The organism is Cytobacillus sp. Bva_UNVM-123, from assembly GCF_046351715.2.
GTDB lineage: Bacteria > Bacillota > Bacilli > Bacillales > Cytobacillaceae > Cytobacillus.
The window spans coordinates 1,710,646-1,725,749 of the sequence record NZ_CM177772.1 but is presented as its reverse complement, the minus strand read 5'-3'; the positions used below and the strand labels follow the sequence as shown (position 1 = coordinate 1,725,749).

The following is a 15,104-nucleotide window of genomic DNA, read 5'->3' as shown; positions in this document are numbered from 1 at the left end:
TTTCACTTCCTCCTTATGGGTACAACGGTGTAAAATCAAGTCCTGTATTGTCTTTCATCCCATACATAATATTCGCATTTTGTACAGCCTGACCTGCTGCACCTTTCATTAAATTGTCGATAACCGATATGATCGTCAGCCTACCTGTTCGAGGATCCACTTTAAGCCCAATATCACAGTAATTGGAACCAGCAACTTCTTTTACAGATGGGAAGTTATTTTCCGGACGAACTCGAATAAACGGGTGTGAGTCATATGTTTCCTGATAAAGTTCCAATAACTGAGTTGTCGTATATTCTGTTAACAATTGAACATAACTGGTAACTAAAATTCCTCTCGTTATCGGTAATAAATGTGTCGTAAATGTAATTGGTTTCATCTCACTATTCCAAAAACCTAGCTGTTGTTCAATCTCTGGTGTATGTTGATGTTCATTCACTTTATACACTTTAAAATTTTCGTTCGTTTCCGAAAAACTCGTATTTCTTGAAAGAGATCTCCCAGCACCAGATACACCCGATTTTGCGTCAACTATAATGCTTGCTGTGTCAATAATACCTGCTTTCACAACAGGTGCTAAGCCTAATAATGTTGCTGTCGGATAGCAGCCTGGGTTTGCAATTAAACTTGATTTTTTAATTTTTTCAAAGTTCCATTCTGACAGTCCATACACCGCTTTCTCACTTAAAGCTTGAATAGCTGGTTCTAATTTATACCATTCTTTGTAAACCTTTGGGGGCAATCTTAAATCACCTGAAAGATCGATAATCTTTATGTTCATATCAATAAATTCACTCGCAAGATTGCCTGATATTCCAGATGGAGTGGCCAAAAAAACAATGTTCGAATGTTCAGCAATTTTTTCAGGAATAGGCTTTTCAAGTTTTTTATCAAAAATATTATATAGATGAGGATATTCCTGCCAAATTGGAAGATCATCTTTTGTTGAGTGAATTGATTCAATTTCGAATTCTGGGTGATTATGTAATATTCGAATTAATTCAGCTCCTCCGTAGCCTGTTGTTCCAACAACTGAAACTTTCATGACTTCTCCTTTCACAAATCATACTTTTCTGTATATTTAATCATATTTTTTTATATTTATAACTTAATATTTATTTTATTATAAAAACTCCTGGAAAGAAAAGCAACCATTTTTTCATTAGGTTTTTACTCTTTGCAATATAAAATTAGTAATAATTGTGTTGAATAGTTGAATTTACTACTGCTTAAATGGTAAATTGATAAGTGTAACATTTTTCACACTTACGATTCGACGTTATACTTCCCTCAGACTGATAATACGGGCATAAGGTGGTTTTTTACATGCAGTCTATAAATGATATTTCCGAGGAACTAACAAAAATATTTAAGACTTCCCATCATAAGAGAAAAATCGAGAAAGGGACTTATCTGTTCCAAGAAGGTATGTTAGCGAATGAACTCTTCATTATTCAAAGTGGAATTATTCAGATAAGTAAAATAGTGCCTGACGGTCGTGAGCTTACTTTAAGAATGTGTTCTAAAGGGGATTTGATTGGAGATTTATCTTTATACTGTAGGTCGCCGAAACATATGTTAAATGCAAAGGTAATGGAAAGTGGAGAAGTTTTGGTCATTTTTCAGGATGAACTTGAGGAACAATTAAAGCATGATCATGCTCTTACACTTGAATTGATGAAATATATTAATCTACAATATCAGAAAACACAATCTAAATTTCGAGATCTTGTTCTTCACGGTAAAAAGGGGGCATTATACTCCACCTTAATTAGACTTTCTAATAGTTATGGGGAAAAATCTGAGCAAGGTATACTGATTAAAACACCATTAACAAATCAAGAGCTTGCTAACTTTTGCGGGACATCGAGAGAAGTAGTTAATCGAATGCTTGGTGATTTACGCAAAAATAAAATTATTTCCATTGATAAAGGATTGATTACGATTCATAGTCTTGCCTACTTAAAGACTGAGATTGATTGTGAAAACTGTCCAATTAACATCTGTAATATTGAATAAGTTATTCCTCTCCTATATGATAATAAATGATAAATAAACGGCCCTCTAATTGTTAAAAGCTGACAATTTGGGGGCCGTTTACTTTTCGTAAGCTTTAAAAATTTAGCTTAATAGTTCCATTAACATGACGAGAAAAAAGATGGTCGCATTAACTATTTCAAAAATTCCCAACTGCATAATCGTAATTTTCTTCCCATAAAAATAAACAGCCCTTAATAAGCTTGGAAGAAACGCAAGTGCAATTAACCAATGACCTGTTATTGCCCACATGATTAAAATGACTGTATGATATATCCATGATACCCATTTATATGTTTGATTTTTTTTCTCTCTTATCATTGTTTTAACATAAAAAGTACAGCCGATAAAAAACAAAATGGATGTAATGAATGCAAGCAGCGCAGGCGAACTAATTTCACCGTTAGGCAAATAACTGCTTGCTAGACCAGCAATCGCAAATACCAAAATGGCGCTTAAGTCATTTCCTAATGCTCTTTCATTATTACTTGCGGAATAATAGGCATTAATAAGAAAAAACGGAATCATCGCTAAACCAAAAATAACGATTGAAGGCCTTGAAAATAACGGAATCAAAAGCAAACTAATTGCAGGAACTAAATAAATGACAGCCCACTTCGCATAATACCGCATTTTTTTCTTTTTAAAAAGCAGCAGCATTGGATATGTGGCTAAATATAAAAATAGCCAGCCAATGAAAAAAGCTAGATGTGACCATAAAAAACTAGTGGCTGCAACCCCAAGCCAAAATGGGATAATAAGCATTGCCCAAGCACCATGTTGTTTCGGCATACAAAGGTTCATAATCATCCCTCCATAAAAGATGCTACCTATACTATAAACAAATTTTTCGGTACTTCGAGTGAACCTCATCACAAAAATAAATAAAACCGTAAAAATGTGACGGTTTTTCAACAATACATGTTTCTAGTTGCAATTATTTATTAAAAATGAACATATCCATTTGCTGCTTTGTTCATCATGAATATCAAAAAAAGGAGTAGAGGGAAAGCGATCTTGCAATTCATTTACATTCTTGTCCCAAAATAAGACAGCATGAATATTCGTCAGCTGATCTAATAACTCATGATCCTTATCTGTTCTTAAGATTACAACTTTTGGATAATTCTCAAATTTATGTCCTTCTATCAGGATAATATCCGGTTGGAATGGACGAAGAACATCAATTTGCTCATTTAATGTCCAGCTTGGCTTGTCTGCCTGTAAAAGTAAGCGTCCATCCCCTTCAACGATCGAGGCACATGCACCTGCGGAAATATGCTGATTTGAATCTTTATTTACTACCATATCAGGTTTCCCACCATGACCATGATGCTTTATCGTTACAATTGAAAAGTCCCTCGCAGTGAGAAGGGCTATTATTTTCGTAGCAAGTGTTGTTTTCCCACTATTTTGATAGCCTACGATTTGAAAAATATAAGGCTTTACCACGGCCATTTGCTTCCATCAAAATCTTCTAGCATTAATAAATCTACCTCTGTATTCGCTTCATAGCCTCTCGTTCCACCAGGTAATATCATTAAAGAATTTGCTCCGGCAAGACTCATAACAACATTTGATTTATCCAACCCGCTTGGAGTAACTTGTAAACGACCATCCACTATGGAATAAGCACTTCTAACAAAACGGGTAAATGGATTAGCCTTTAAAAAGTCAACTTGTAAAATTGCTTTTTCCTTTCTTAAATGAGGCTTCTCAGCGAAAAGCATTGTACGAATAATCGGTCGACAGAACAGTTCAAAACCTACATAACATGCAGAAGGATTACCTGATAAGCCAAACAATAACTGTCCATGAAGTTCTGCAACAGTTGTCACACTACCAGGGCGCATAGCTACTTTGTTAAAAAGTACTTTTGCCTGTAGCTTTTCATATATAGCAGGTAAATAATCAAAATCACCGACAGAAACGCCACCAGTTGTAATCAATATATCTACTTTACTTAATGCTTTTTCAACAGCCTCATAACAAGTATCAAAAACATCTGGCAGCTTTCCGAAATATTGAACTTCAGCTCCTGCACGCTGAATTTGGGCAGAGATCATATAGGAATTACTATTTCTAATTTTTCCAGGCTCTAAAGGATCATGAACATCCAACAATTCTGTACCAGTCGCAAATAAACCAACAATAGGCTTTTTGGCTACAGGAACTTTTTCATAGCCAAAGGTTGCTAGAATTGCCTGAATACCCGGATTAATTTTTGTTCCTTTTTGTATAAGAATATCACCTTTTTTAGCATCTTCTCCTGTATAGCTAACGTTGTCACCAGGTTTATAAGACCGTTTAATGGCCATATAATTTTTTCCTTCTCTTTCAAAGGTTTTTGCAAGCTCAAGCATAACAACAGCATCACATTCAGCCGGCATTTGTGCACCTGTCATAATCCGAACTGCTTGAAAAGGACCAACTTGGGCAGAAGTAACCATACCAGCTCCGATATGATCAATTACTTCAAATTCTATCGGATTCGCTTGTGAAGCTCTTAATGTATCGATTGTACGAACTGCAAATCCATCATATGGTGCACGATCAAAATGAGGTACATCACTTGTCGCTGTAATATCTTCTGATAAATATCTACCATAGCTTTCATTTATAGAAACATATTCGATTTTTCCACCAATTGAGAAATCCATAATCCGCTTAACCGCTTCCCCAACTGGGATTGGTATTCTTCTTTCTAGCATTTTACCAACTCCAAACAACATTTTATAGTATGTATGAATGTATAATGAACATTTATTTCACTATATAGAAATGAATTGAACTACCTTTATATTATATATGTACTGGAAATGATTCAACATGATAAACATCACAAATTCACTTTCATACCTTTTTTTTCAAAAAGCCGACAAAAGTGTGATGGCGGTCACCTAATTGAAAGTAAATATCATTTATCATTATGATGTAACGAATATATTAGGAGGTTCCTTTAATATGAATATTCCATTTTCGGAAACAACATTAGTTAAAGATATTGTCAATGAACTACCAAAAACAAGTGATGTATTTAAGCGCTATCGAATAGATTTTTGCTGTGGTGGCAACATTCCATTAATCCAAGCTGCTTCTGAACAATCGATTGATGTTGCGCAATTGCTCGAAGAGCTGAAAGAAATTTTCGTGAAAGAAGAAAATCAAAAGGATAATATGGAAGTTTGGACAAATAGTACATCTGAGGACATTATTGAACATATTCAAGCTCGCTACCATCGTCCACTTCTTGAAGAACTTACTCTGTTAAGCCCTTATGTAACGAAAGTATCTAAAGTTCATGGCAACAGCCATCCAGAATTAATCAAAGTATATGAATTATTTTATGAGTTTAAAAAAGAATTGATTGCTCATACGGCAAAAGAAGATGAAACCGTATTCCCGCTGCTTTTAAAATTAGACGATCCAGCTGTAGAAAACCGTGAAGAAATGATTAATTATATTAAAGAATTGGAAAAAGAACATGACCATGCTGGAGCTATACTTAAACAATTAAGAGAAGTGACAACAGATTACAAGCTTCCACTTGATGCATGTGGAACATACAATCTAGTTTATAAGCGATTAGAAAAACTTGAAGCAGATACATTTATGCATGTTCATTTAGAGAACAATATTCTCTTCCCTAGATATATATAATTCCTATACTTCGTAAAAAAGAAATCGGCATTTGCCGATTTCTTTATTTATATTCATCATACCCATTCCACTAACTAACCGCCAATATATGACATTTCAATTTTCTTTCTATTCTTAATCGTTTCAGCAGTTCGTTCATCTGAGTAGCGATCTTTTCGGCCATTCCAAATCGTTGTAATTCGGTTGGCAATCTCTTCGTCTGTAACGCCTTTACGCATAAATTCTTTAATATCATGTCCTTCTCCATTAAAGAGACATGTGAAAATTTGTCCATTTGCAGATAATCTTGAACGTGTACAAGTTGAGCAAAATGATTCGGAAACAGATGAAATGAATCCGACTTCAATATTTGTCCCTACGTAGCGATACCGTTTTGCAACCTCGCCAAAATAATTAGGGTTGGCTGGCTCTAATTGATAGTTTTCCTTTAGAAGCTCATAAATCTCTTTTTTCGTAATGACATCATCCATTTTCCAGCCATTCGTGCTGCCAACATCCATAAATTCAATAAAACGCAGCTGCAGTCCTTGAGCTTTACAAAAATCTGCCATTGGCAAGATTTCGGAATCGTTTAAGCCTTTTTTCACAACCATGTTAATCTTTACCCCAAGTCCTGCTTTTTGCGCAGCTTTAATTCCCTCTAGCACTGGGTCAACCCCTACATGGCGTCCGTTAATTTCTCCAAAAAGCTCTGAATTGAGCGTATCTAAACTAATATTTACTCGTAACAGTCCTGCCTTTTTTAAGTCCATTGCATACTTTGGAAGAAATACACCATTCGTTGTTAAGCCAATATCCTTTAATCCTTCAATTGCGGAAAGCTTTTCAACCAATAATGGCATATCCTTACGAAGTAACGGCTCGCCTCCCGTTAGACGAATCTTTTCGACACCTAGCCCAACAAATATTTTTGCTAAACGTTCAATTTCTTCATATGTTAATAATTCACTTCTCGGCAAAAAGGCAAAATCAGAACCAAAAATATCAGCAGGCATACAATACGTGCATCTGAAATTACATCTGTCAATGACTGAAATTCGTAAATCTCTTAATGGCCTATTTAATTGATCTTTAATAAGTTGTTTTTCCATATAAGTCAACTCCATCCCAGAGTGATCTTCATTACAATAACTTGTATATACACTATACTACAAGTATTACAACATAATACCACTTCTATGTTAATAACGTTGTATAAATTGTCATGATGTTGTCAATATTATTCATTTAAAATCGCCTAGAATTGTAATCATTTTCCTTTGAGAACGGTTACAAGTACTTATCTTATTTCCTATTGTATTATAGATTAAAAGTGCAGCATAGTTTTATGCTGCACTTTCCTTTATGCTATAGCATGTCAAATTCGCTTCTAAGCTTTTTTTCGTAAAGCCTTCGGAATATAAACACAGAAAGGTTCACTCTCTAGATAATCGCCTGTCATGGCATATGCACGCGAGCGGGAACCACCACAAACATATCTATATTCACATACACCACACTTACCTTTATATTTATCCTGATTTCTTAAATCCTTAAATACCGGTGATTCGCGATAAATTTCAGCTAATGATTGCTCTCTCACATTCCCCGCCTTAACCGGTAATAAGCCGCTTGGATAAACATCTCCAACATGTGAGATAAAAACAAAGCCATTTCCATCATTTACTCCTTTTGGAGCTCGGCCGAGTCCATCGATAGAGCCTGTTAAACCTTGCTGAGTCAAGGCATCTAAATAATCAATTTCATCCTTATGTTCCTTCGCCTCACGTATCTTATGTTGAATAACAACTCTGCGATAATGCTGTGCAGCTGTCGTTTTTATATCAAACGGCACTTTTTTACTTAAATTATATAGCCATGTAAATACTTTTTCATGTTCAACTGGTGAAATCATATCTGTTTCTTGCCCTCTACCGGTTGGTACGAGGAAGAAGACACTCCATAGAACACATTGCAAATCCTCGACTACTTTGGCCATTTCATCGAGATAATCAATATTATATCGAGAAATAACAGTGTTAATTTGTATTGGAATCTCCAATTCATGCAAATATTTAATACGTTCAATTGTTAAATCAAAGGAACCTTCAGTTCCACGAAAATGATCATGAATTTTGGCAGTTGGTCCATCAAGACTAAACGCCCAGCGAGATAAGCCAACTTCCTTAGCTTTTTCAATGGCTTGCTTCGTAACATTTGGTGTAGCACTTGGAGTCATCGAAACTCGTACACCTTTTTTTACTGCATAGTCGGCAATTTTAAATACATCCTCTCGCATTAGTGGATCTCCACCTGTAAATACGAGCATCGGATTATTCATTTCATAAATCTCGTCTATTAATGCTTTCCCTTCTTCAAAAGACAATTCACGAGGATCTCTTTTATACTGTGCTTCTGCTCGGCAATGCAAACATTTTAGCTGGCAGGCTCTTGTTAATTCCCATATAACAATAAAAGGATCTTTATTAAAATCTCTATTAAAATTCATGTGAAATCCTCCCTCTGATTTCCCATTCTCATTCTTGTATCATTTCCAAAGTTTATTACGAATTCAATTATAGAAGATAAATGAAATTAAATAAGTGAAATAGCTCACATAAAAAGTGTAATTATCGATAATTTATATTAATTTTTAGAAGAAAAACGTTCACTACGTAAACTTTCTGATAGAAAAAACAACAGCGGGATAAACCCTGCTGTTGTTTTCTAAGAGATTGTTAATACTTCGTATTTTGCAGCCAAGTCAATAAATTGTGGCATTCCGCCAATTTTGCCTGCTACCATTCTTTTCTCAATATTATAGTAATCTACACATGTTTTGCATGCTATGATTTCAACACCTTTTTCTTCTAACTCCTTTAAATGTACGGAAACAAAAGAATTTTCGGTTAATGTAAAAACACCACTATTCATGCAAAATATCGCTATCGGTAGTTCCTCTCTTTGTTTAAGCAAGGTGAAAAATGTTTCTAATATCCCTTCACCTAACTCCTTTTCACCTTTACCTAATTGATCCGAACTTAATAATATTACTTTGTTCATAATTACTCCTTACACCCTTCTAGCGAATTCCTAAAGCAATTTTAGCGTAACGAGACATTTTATCTTTTGACCATGGTGGGTTCCACACAATATTGACTTCAGTCTCAGTAACTTCTGGAATATCAGCTAGTGCACTTTTAACATTTTCAACAATCGTTCCAGCTAATGGACAGCCCATTGAAGTTAATGTCATGTCAATCGTTGTCTTTCCAGCCTCATCCATGTCTACATTATAAACTAATCCAAGGTTCACAATATCAATGCCTATTTCAGGGTCAACAACAAGTTCTAATGCACCCATAATGCTATCTTTTAAATCTTGGTCCATATTGAACAGCTCCTTTTTTATCAAATTCGCCTACTGCCACTATATTAGCAAATATCTCCACGAAGTTAAATTAAATTTACCTTTGTGAATTTTTGCTTTTGCAGTTTCACTTCTTATTAAATATATGTTTCAAACCAGTTGACTGTTTTTAATACCCCGTCATTGCTCACTTTATGACCTGCATGAAGATCGGTTATAAATTGAAGTCTATCTGGATGTTGTTCATATAACGGTTTAATTTTTTCATAAAATCGATAGGAATATTCATAAGGAACGACAGAATCTTTTTTTCCATGCCAAAAAAGCAATGGTCGATTATGGAGTTTTTCTGGTTGTAAGCTTAAATCGAGCGCTCTTAGCCTGTCCATTAACTTTGATAATTCATCTTCTGTTATTGGTATATTAAGTCCATTTTTCTTTAAATCATCTAGCTGCTTAAGTGCTAGCTTTTCATAATAAGGCATTCCCATTAAGCTTGTTGCAGCTTTTATCCAATTGTATTTCGTTAATGCACCAAGCGTAACAATGCCACCCATCGATGTACCAACTACTCCAATTCGATCAGGATCAATTAATTCTCTTTCTTCAAATGATCGTTTTAATAGATCAAGTTCTTGAATTGATTGTAGGACAATTTCCCAAAAGTGAATATTTAAGCTATGACCTGATAAGCCAGGATTTCGCTCTCCATGATATAATGCCTCAGGAAGCAGAACTCGAAACCCTTTTTGCGCAAGCAAATACGCATAATGTAAATTGTTTTCTTTTACACTCGTAAAGCCGTGTACAAAAATAATAAGTGGGAGCTTTTCCGCCTTGTTCTTTTCATTCGTAATATGTAAAAAAGGGATTTTGTTCATTTCATCATTTTCAATCGTTATCAAGCGAAAAACTCCTTTCTATGTTAAAAAAGCTAAAAATTATGTAAAATTGAATAAGTAATGTAAGATTTAATAATATCAAAAAAAGATTTTGTTAATATTCATTTAGTTTAACATGTAAACTTTTTTTTCCAAACCCATTTGCTTATGATTCGAAAAATATATAAAGAAGGTGTTATTATGGCAGAAAAGCATTTAATTGCATTAGATTTAGATGGGACATTATTAAAAGACGATAAGACCATTTCTGCGAAAACAAAAAAGGTTATTCAAAAAGCTCGTGAAGAAGGTCATATTGTTATGATTGCAACTGGAAGACCTTTCCGATCTAGCCAACCATATTATAATGAATTAAATCTCAATACACCAATCGTCAATTTCAATGGAGCATTTGTACATCATCCTAAAGATAAAAACTGGGGTGTTTATCATTCTCCAATGGAGGTAAAAATTGCAAAGGAAATTGTTGAGGCATGTACATCCTTTCAATTTCATAATATTATTGCGGAAGTAATTGATGATGTATATTTTCATTATCAAGATAAAAAATTATTAGAAATTTTCGGAATGGGCGAACCAAATGTGACGACAGGCGATTTACGTAATTTTTTAAATGCCTCGCCAACAAGTATGCTCATTCACGCTGAAGAAGAGAATATAAAGGTCATACGCGATCATTTATCAAGTGTCCATGCCGAAGTCATTAGTCATCGAAGCTGGGGGGCACCATGGCCGGTCATTGAAATTGTGAAAAATGGATTAAATAAAGCTGTCGGACTAAAGAAAGCTGCTGATTATTTCCAAATCCCACCTGAACGAATCATCGCTTTTGGTGATGAAGATAATGATTTAGAAATGCTCGAATATGCTGGCAAAGGCATTGCAATGGGAAATGCCATTGATCAAGTAAAATCGGTAGCAAAGCAAGTGACGCTTTCAAACGAAGAAGATGGAATTGGCGTTTATTTAACAGAACAATTAAATTTGAAATATTAAATTAAAGAAAAATCCATATTCTTCTCCTTTATTAATCCCCAAAATGGAGCATACTAAAAGCGAAGCAGAAAAACTGTTTCATAATTCTTCATTTGGAGGGGATTCGATTGGGTAGACGGAATAAATCAAAACGCTTTGTTCAACAAGGTGTAGATTCTGTTACTAAGCACGCTGAACGTATCCCATATCATTCGACATATGCTGAAGCAGAGGCAGAAAAATTAGCCAACGTGAAGAATTCATCTATTGGAGGCGCCTAAAATGGGGAATAAGTTATTCCAAGAAGCGAAGATCGCAGTTCAAAATGCAAGCAACGCTTACGGGAATGATCAGCAAACGAAAATTCTCCAAGCTAAAAATGCCTTAAGCTCCGCTTTTGCCAATTCTACAGCGGCAGAACAATCTCAGCTTAGTGAAATGCAGGCAGCAATAGATGATACAATGAAAAGCTGACGAGATGTATAAAAAGGAGGCTGTCCCAACGTAATTTAATGGGACAGCCTTTATCCATTTATGTCCAATAAAAGGATTTATTATTTTAATCTTTTCGGAAAAAGCCAAAAACACCAACCGTTTGAACAATATTAGTAAAAGCTTGTGGATCTACTTGTTTAATAATTCGCTCCAGATCAAATAATTCATATCGAGTAATAACGATCATCATCATTTCTTTACTTTCGTTTGAAAATGCCCCTTTTGCAGGAATGGTTGTTATGCCTCTTACCATTTTTTCATGAATGGCCTTCTTCATTTCATCCGACTTTTTCGTTACAATCATAGCTGTTAGTTTAACATGTCTAGTATGAATTGTATCAATCACTCTTGTCGATGCATACAGTGCAACAATCGTATATAATGCCTTTTCCCAGCCGTATAAATAACCTGCAGTGACGATAATAATGGCATTCAGAGTAAAGAAGTATGTACCAATTGGCCTATCATTCATTCTTGATAAGATCATTGCAATTATATCCATTCCACCTGTAGAAGCGCCCCATTTTAGTGTTAGTCCTACACCTACAGCACCGATTACACCACCAAATACTGCATTTAATAATATATCTTCAGAATAATGTCTAACAGGGATAACCTCTAAAAAAAGGGACATCGCAAGAACACTAATAAAACTGTAAAGTGTAAATGCCTTACCGATCTTTTTCCATCCGATAATTGTAACAGGAATATTCAAGATAAACAGTAAAATCCCGGTTGAAGCATATCCTCCAAAAATATTAGCTAATAGTTGAGCAGTTCCTGCAAACCCACTTGCATAAACATTCGCTGGAATTAAAAAGAAATTCATCGCAATAGCATTTAGAAGAGCACCACAAAGGACTATTACCACTTTCTTTATTTCTTGCCACCAATTCATATTTTATCGCCTACCCAAATGAAATAATTGTTCGTTTCTATGTTATTTTTCTTATAGACAAAGGTTTTTAGCGAATTTTCTTTATTGTCTTTTCCTGTTAATTTCTATAAACTTAAAGAGTATATCGTTTTGAAAGCAGGTGACTAGTATGTCAGTAAAAATTTTAGCTGACAGTGCGTGTGATTTACCTCTTAGCTTTTACGGAGAAAATAATATCACACTTTTCCCATTGAAAGTCCACTTAGATGATACTGAATATGAAGATCTCATTACAATAAACCCCAAAACGGTTTATCAAGCAATTCGTGATGGTAAAGTACCAAAAACATCACAAGCTTCACCTCTTGCGTTCGAAGAAGCTTTTACAAAAATGGCGCAAAATAATGAAGTTGGAATATATATTGCATTTTCCTCAGAGTTATCAGGTACATATCAAACTGCTGTAATGATCCTAGACCAAGTAAAAGAAACATATCCCGACTTTAACTTAACAATCGTTGATACAAAATGCGCCTCACTAGGAGTAGGACTAATTGTAAAAGAAGCCGCTAAACTGGCCAAGGAAAACAAATCTAAAGAAGAAATCTTAAAGCAAGTTGAGTTTTATAGTCAGCATATGGAGCATTTATTTACTGTTCATGATCTTGATTATCTTGCTAAAGGTGGACGTGTTTCTAAAGCTTCTGCTTTTTTAGGTGGCCTGCTTAATATTAAGCCATTGTTAAATGTTGAAGCAGGGAAACTTGTACCGATTGAAAAGCACCGTGGCAAGAAAAAACTACTCCGTCGCATCATTGAATTAATGAATGAAAGAGGAGACGCTCTTGACAACCAAGTGATCGGAATAAGCCATGCAGATGATGAAGAAACGGCTTTAGAAATAAAAGAATTAATTGCTCAACAATTAAATGCTAAAGACTTTTATATTTCTTCTATTGGTTCTGCCATCGGCTCTCACACTGGGTCTGGAACAATCGCCATTTTCTTTTTAAATAAAGTGAAGCAATCATAATAGTCATATACCAATTATTTATTAATGGAATACTCCTTTTCGTTTCAGCAAACAATAAATCGAAATATGCTAGAAACATAAATGAAAGGAGTAACCATACTATGCCCCAAACTTCTGATAATGATAAGAAAGCACAAGATAATAATGCACTGCGACATGAAAAAAATATGATGCGTGAAAAGAACCGTAAAGCTGGAAAACATCAATATTCCAAAAAGACTGACCATGTATAGATGGATAGATAAATGAGCAAGCGAAATGCTTGCTCATTTTAGTTTTCCGTTTTCATATATGTCCAGCCTGCTTCTTGATATACTTTTCCTTCTTTCATTAAGCGACCTAATGCACGTTTAAATGAAGCTTTACTTAGATGAAAACGGTCGTAAATATCTTCTGGTGAACTTTTATCGCTATATGGCATTGCACCATTTCGAGATGTTAAGTACGATATGATTACTTCTGAATCCTCATCAAGTGATTCTTGCTTTCTCTGGAGTAAAGAAACGTTTACAGTTCCGTCCTCTTTCACATCGATTATGCGCCCAATTACTTTTTCACCTAACCGCGGTTCTGTTTTCCGCTGGGATTCATGAATAAATCCTTTATAGCCTTCAGCGGTATAAATCCAGCTGCCTACTTTTGCTGTTCGATAAATATGTCCGTGGATGTTTTTATTGAAATCTTGTCTTGACGCCTTCACTGAAATTCCTTCTATAATTGGATCGGTGGCTAGTTTCACAAAAATTCGATGATTACGATTCACCCTAAGGGTTATGTAAAGCATATCCCCTATTCTCGGCCACACCGATTGATGGACCGGAAGATCCTCTTCCCCTAGAAGCATATCTTTATTAATCCCAATATTAATAAAAGCTCCAATACCAGACTTAACATCACTCACAATTGCCCAACCATAGCTTTCTGTCGTGATTTCAGGGATTACTGTTGTTGCAGCTATCCTTCCCATCGAATCAATATAGAGAAAAGCTTCAACTTCTTGACCTTCCTCTAATTCCAAGTTTGTATCATTTTTATGTAAAAGAACATCTTCATCACCATCTGATAAAAAATAACCAAAGTCAACTTGCCTTTCAACCTTTAGCTGAATTGTACGCCCAATAAATTCATGTAATGACATCGATAATCCCCCTTCACTCTTCCTGAGGTTGTTTGAACTGCTATATTTTACTATAATTAAAGGAAATAGTACAACTTCATTTAAAAAAGCTTCCTAAAAAATGAAGGGGCAGGAGGAAAACATGTCAAAAGAAAGCTCATTTGATATCGTATCTAAGGTTGATTTTTCTGAGGTTACGAATGCAATTAATATTGCAATGAAGGAAATCAAAACACGATATGACTTTAAAGGCAGCAAGAGTCATGTCTCACTTGATAAAGAGGAGCTTGTCCTTATATCTGATGATGAATATAAACTTGGTCAGCTAAAAGATGTTTTGCTTAGCAAGTTAATTAAACGAGGTGTACCGATAAAGAACTTAGATTATGGCAAAATTGAAGGTGCATCAGGTGGAACAGTTCGTCAAAGAGCCAAAATAGCCCAAGGCATTGATAAAGAAGATGCCAAGAAAATTAATACACTCATTAAAAATAGTGGGATAAAAGTGAAAAGCCAAGTTCAGGATGATCAAGTTAGAGTAACTGGAAAAAGCCGAGATGACTTACAAAAAGTAATAGCAGCCGTTAAAGAAGCTGATTTATCTGTTGATGTACAATTCGTGAATTATCGCTAACAAAAGCTGTAGAGCCATTTCATAA

Annotated in this window: 19 protein-coding genes; 8 read left to right on the top strand and 11 right to left on the bottom strand. The window is 35.0% G+C overall.

Annotation, left to right across the window (positions count from 1 at the left end; translation table 11 throughout):
- Positions 1-13: 13 nt before the first annotated feature.
- Positions 14-1,045 (bottom strand): N-acetyl-gamma-glutamyl-phosphate reductase, encoded by a 1,032-nt coding sequence (gene argC, locus KDN24_RS08420; protein WP_409974421.1) that lies wholly within the window; start codon positions 1,043-1,045, stop codon positions 14-16.
- 281 nt (positions 1,046-1,326) lie between these two features.
- Between argC and KDN24_RS08415 the strand changes: the two genes are divergently transcribed.
- Positions 1,327-2,019, top strand: a complete 693-nt coding sequence (locus KDN24_RS08415; RefSeq protein WP_409974420.1) for a Crp/Fnr family transcriptional regulator — start codon at positions 1,327-1,329, stop codon at positions 2,017-2,019.
- A gap of 102 nt (positions 2,020-2,121) precedes the next feature.
- Here the strand turns inward: KDN24_RS08415 and KDN24_RS08410 are convergent, their stop codons facing one another.
- The 3 genes from KDN24_RS08410 to KDN24_RS08400 form a co-directional block, all read right to left on the bottom strand.
- Positions 2,122-2,841, bottom strand: a complete 720-nt coding sequence (locus KDN24_RS08410) for a YwiC-like family protein (protein WP_409974419.1) — start codon at positions 2,839-2,841, stop codon at positions 2,122-2,124.
- A 123-nt stretch (positions 2,842-2,964) separates the two neighbouring features.
- Positions 2,965-3,495, bottom strand: coding sequence for a molybdopterin-guanine dinucleotide biosynthesis protein B (gene mobB, locus KDN24_RS08405; RefSeq protein ID WP_409974418.1), 531 nt, complete (start codon positions 3,493-3,495; stop codon positions 2,965-2,967).
- Complete coding sequence (locus KDN24_RS08400) at positions 3,483-4,748, bottom strand: molybdopterin molybdotransferase MoeA (protein ID WP_409974417.1); 1,266 nt, start codon at positions 4,746-4,748, stop codon at positions 3,483-3,485. The genes mobB and KDN24_RS08400 overlap by 13 nt, the downstream gene beginning before the upstream one ends.
- Positions 4,749-5,001: 253 nt before the next feature.
- On the opposite strand from KDN24_RS08400, the gene ric reads away from it, so the two are divergent.
- Positions 5,002-5,697: an iron-sulfur cluster repair di-iron protein gene (gene ric / locus KDN24_RS08395; RefSeq protein ID WP_491348476.1), complete on the top strand. Its 696-nt coding sequence runs from the start codon at positions 5,002-5,004 to the stop codon at positions 5,695-5,697.
- A gap of 74 nt (positions 5,698-5,771) precedes the next feature.
- Here the strand turns inward: ric and moaA are convergent, their stop codons facing one another.
- The 5 genes from moaA to yjfP all read right to left on the bottom strand — a co-directional run bounded on the left by moaA (position 5,772) and on the right by yjfP (position 9,951).
- Positions 5,772-6,788: a GTP 3',8-cyclase MoaA gene (gene moaA, locus KDN24_RS08390; RefSeq protein ID WP_409974415.1), complete on the bottom strand. Its 1,017-nt coding sequence runs from the start codon at positions 6,786-6,788 to the stop codon at positions 5,772-5,774.
- A 278-nt stretch (positions 6,789-7,066) separates the two neighbouring features.
- Positions 7,067-8,185 carry a TIGR04053 family radical SAM/SPASM domain-containing protein gene (locus KDN24_RS08385; protein ID WP_409974414.1) on the bottom strand — a complete coding sequence of 373 codons (1,119 nt, stop codon included), beginning with the start codon at positions 8,183-8,185 and terminating at the stop codon, positions 7,067-7,069.
- Between the two features lie 218 nt (positions 8,186-8,403).
- The gene (locus tag KDN24_RS08380; RefSeq protein ID WP_409974885.1) at positions 8,404-8,742 is read right to left on the bottom strand and encodes a DsrE family protein; all 339 of its coding nucleotides are present in this window, start codon (positions 8,740-8,742) and stop codon (positions 8,404-8,406) included.
- 16 nt (positions 8,743-8,758) lie between these two features.
- A complete protein-coding gene (locus KDN24_RS08375; RefSeq protein WP_409974413.1) occupies positions 8,759-9,067 on the bottom strand; it encodes a metal-sulfur cluster assembly factor in 309 nt (102 codons plus the stop codon).
- Between the two features lie 116 nt (positions 9,068-9,183).
- The gene (yjfP, locus tag KDN24_RS08370; protein WP_409974412.1) at positions 9,184-9,951 is read right to left on the bottom strand and encodes an esterase; all 768 of its coding nucleotides are present in this window, start codon (positions 9,949-9,951) and stop codon (positions 9,184-9,186) included.
- Positions 9,952-10,128: 177 nt separating this feature from the next.
- On the opposite strand from yjfP, the gene KDN24_RS08365 reads away from it, so the two are divergent.
- The 3 genes from KDN24_RS08365 (at position 10,129) to KDN24_RS08355 (ending at position 11,397) form a co-directional block, all read left to right on the top strand.
- On the top strand, positions 10,129-10,944 hold the full coding sequence (locus KDN24_RS08365; RefSeq protein ID WP_409974411.1) for a Cof-type HAD-IIB family hydrolase: 816 nt from the start codon (positions 10,129-10,131) through the stop codon (positions 10,942-10,944).
- Positions 10,945-11,051: 107 nt separating this feature from the next.
- Positions 11,052-11,204, top strand: a complete 153-nt coding sequence (locus KDN24_RS08360) for a hypothetical protein (protein ID WP_409974410.1) — start codon at positions 11,052-11,054, stop codon at positions 11,202-11,204.
- A 1-nt stretch (position 11,205) separates the two neighbouring features.
- The gene (locus KDN24_RS08355; protein WP_409974409.1) at positions 11,206-11,397 is read left to right on the top strand and encodes a DUF3813 domain-containing protein; all 192 of its coding nucleotides are present in this window, start codon (positions 11,206-11,208) and stop codon (positions 11,395-11,397) included.
- 85 nt (positions 11,398-11,482) lie between these two features.
- Here KDN24_RS08355 and KDN24_RS08350 read toward each other — a convergent pair whose 3' ends face one another.
- Positions 11,483-12,316 carry a YitT family protein gene (locus tag KDN24_RS08350; RefSeq protein WP_409974408.1) on the bottom strand — a complete coding sequence of 278 codons (834 nt, stop codon included), beginning with the start codon at positions 12,314-12,316 and terminating at the stop codon, positions 11,483-11,485.
- 148 nt (positions 12,317-12,464) lie between these two features.
- Between KDN24_RS08350 and fakB the strand changes: the two genes are divergently transcribed.
- Positions 12,465-13,328, top strand: a complete 864-nt coding sequence (gene fakB / locus KDN24_RS08345; protein WP_409974407.1) for a fatty acid kinase binding subunit FakB — start codon at positions 12,465-12,467, stop codon at positions 13,326-13,328.
- Positions 13,329-13,429: 101 nt separating this feature from the next.
- On the top strand, positions 13,430-13,561 hold the full coding sequence (locus tag KDN24_RS08340; protein ID WP_409974406.1) for a DUF3941 domain-containing protein: 132 nt from the start codon (positions 13,430-13,432) through the stop codon (positions 13,559-13,561).
- 38 nt (positions 13,562-13,599) lie between these two features.
- Here the strand turns inward: KDN24_RS08340 and KDN24_RS08335 are convergent, their stop codons facing one another.
- Positions 13,600-14,466, bottom strand: coding sequence for a CvfB family protein (locus KDN24_RS08335; protein ID WP_409974405.1), 867 nt, complete (start codon positions 14,464-14,466; stop codon positions 13,600-13,602).
- A 121-nt stretch (positions 14,467-14,587) separates the two neighbouring features.
- Here KDN24_RS08335 and KDN24_RS08330 point away from each other — a divergent pair, with 121 nt between their 5' ends.
- A complete protein-coding gene (locus KDN24_RS08330) occupies positions 14,588-15,079 on the top strand; it encodes a YajQ family cyclic di-GMP-binding protein (RefSeq protein ID WP_409974404.1) in 492 nt (163 codons plus the stop codon).
- Positions 15,080-15,104 lie beyond the last annotated feature (25 nt).

What these genes read in the sequence shown, in the direction of transcription:
- argC (WP_409974421.1), bottom strand. Translation starts at nt 1,045, where the DNA reads ATGAAAGTTTCAGTTGTTGGAACAACAGGCTACGGAGGAGCTGAATTA.
- KDN24_RS08415 (WP_409974420.1), top strand. Translation starts at nt 1,327, where the DNA reads ATGCAGTCTATAAATGATATTTCCGAGGAACTAACAAAAATATTTAAG.
- KDN24_RS08410 (WP_409974419.1), bottom strand. Translation starts at nt 2,841, where the DNA reads ATGAACCTTTGTATGCCGAAACAACATGGTGCTTGGGCAATGCTTATT.
- mobB (WP_409974418.1), bottom strand. Translation starts at nt 3,495, where the DNA reads ATGGCCGTGGTAAAGCCTTATATTTTTCAAATCGTAGGCTATCAAAAT.
- KDN24_RS08400 (WP_409974417.1), bottom strand. Translation starts at nt 4,748, where the DNA reads ATGCTAGAAAGAAGAATACCAATCCCAGTTGGGGAAGCGGTTAAGCGG.
- ric (WP_491348476.1), top strand. Translation starts at nt 5,002, where the DNA reads ATGAATATTCCATTTTCGGAAACAACATTAGTTAAAGATATTGTCAAT.
- moaA (WP_409974415.1), bottom strand. Translation starts at nt 6,788, where the DNA reads ATGGAAAAACAACTTATTAAAGATCAATTAAATAGGCCATTAAGAGAT.
- KDN24_RS08385 (WP_409974414.1), bottom strand. Translation starts at nt 8,185, where the DNA reads ATGAATTTTAATAGAGATTTTAATAAAGATCCTTTTATTGTTATATGG.
- KDN24_RS08375 (WP_409974413.1), bottom strand. Translation starts at nt 9,067, where the DNA reads ATGGACCAAGATTTAAAAGATAGCATTATGGGTGCATTAGAACTTGTT.
- KDN24_RS08365 (WP_409974411.1), top strand. Translation starts at nt 10,129, where the DNA reads ATGGCAGAAAAGCATTTAATTGCATTAGATTTAGATGGGACATTATTA.
- KDN24_RS08355 (WP_409974409.1), top strand. Translation starts at nt 11,206, where the DNA reads ATGGGGAATAAGTTATTCCAAGAAGCGAAGATCGCAGTTCAAAATGCA.
- KDN24_RS08350 (WP_409974408.1), bottom strand. Translation starts at nt 12,316, where the DNA reads ATGAATTGGTGGCAAGAAATAAAGAAAGTGGTAATAGTCCTTTGTGGT.
- fakB (WP_409974407.1), top strand. Translation starts at nt 12,465, where the DNA reads ATGTCAGTAAAAATTTTAGCTGACAGTGCGTGTGATTTACCTCTTAGC.
- KDN24_RS08340 (WP_409974406.1), top strand. Translation starts at nt 13,430, where the DNA reads ATGCCCCAAACTTCTGATAATGATAAGAAAGCACAAGATAATAATGCA.
- KDN24_RS08335 (WP_409974405.1), bottom strand. Translation starts at nt 14,466, where the DNA reads ATGTCATTACATGAATTTATTGGGCGTACAATTCAGCTAAAGGTTGAA.
- KDN24_RS08330 (WP_409974404.1), top strand. Translation starts at nt 14,588, where the DNA reads ATGTCAAAAGAAAGCTCATTTGATATCGTATCTAAGGTTGATTTTTCT.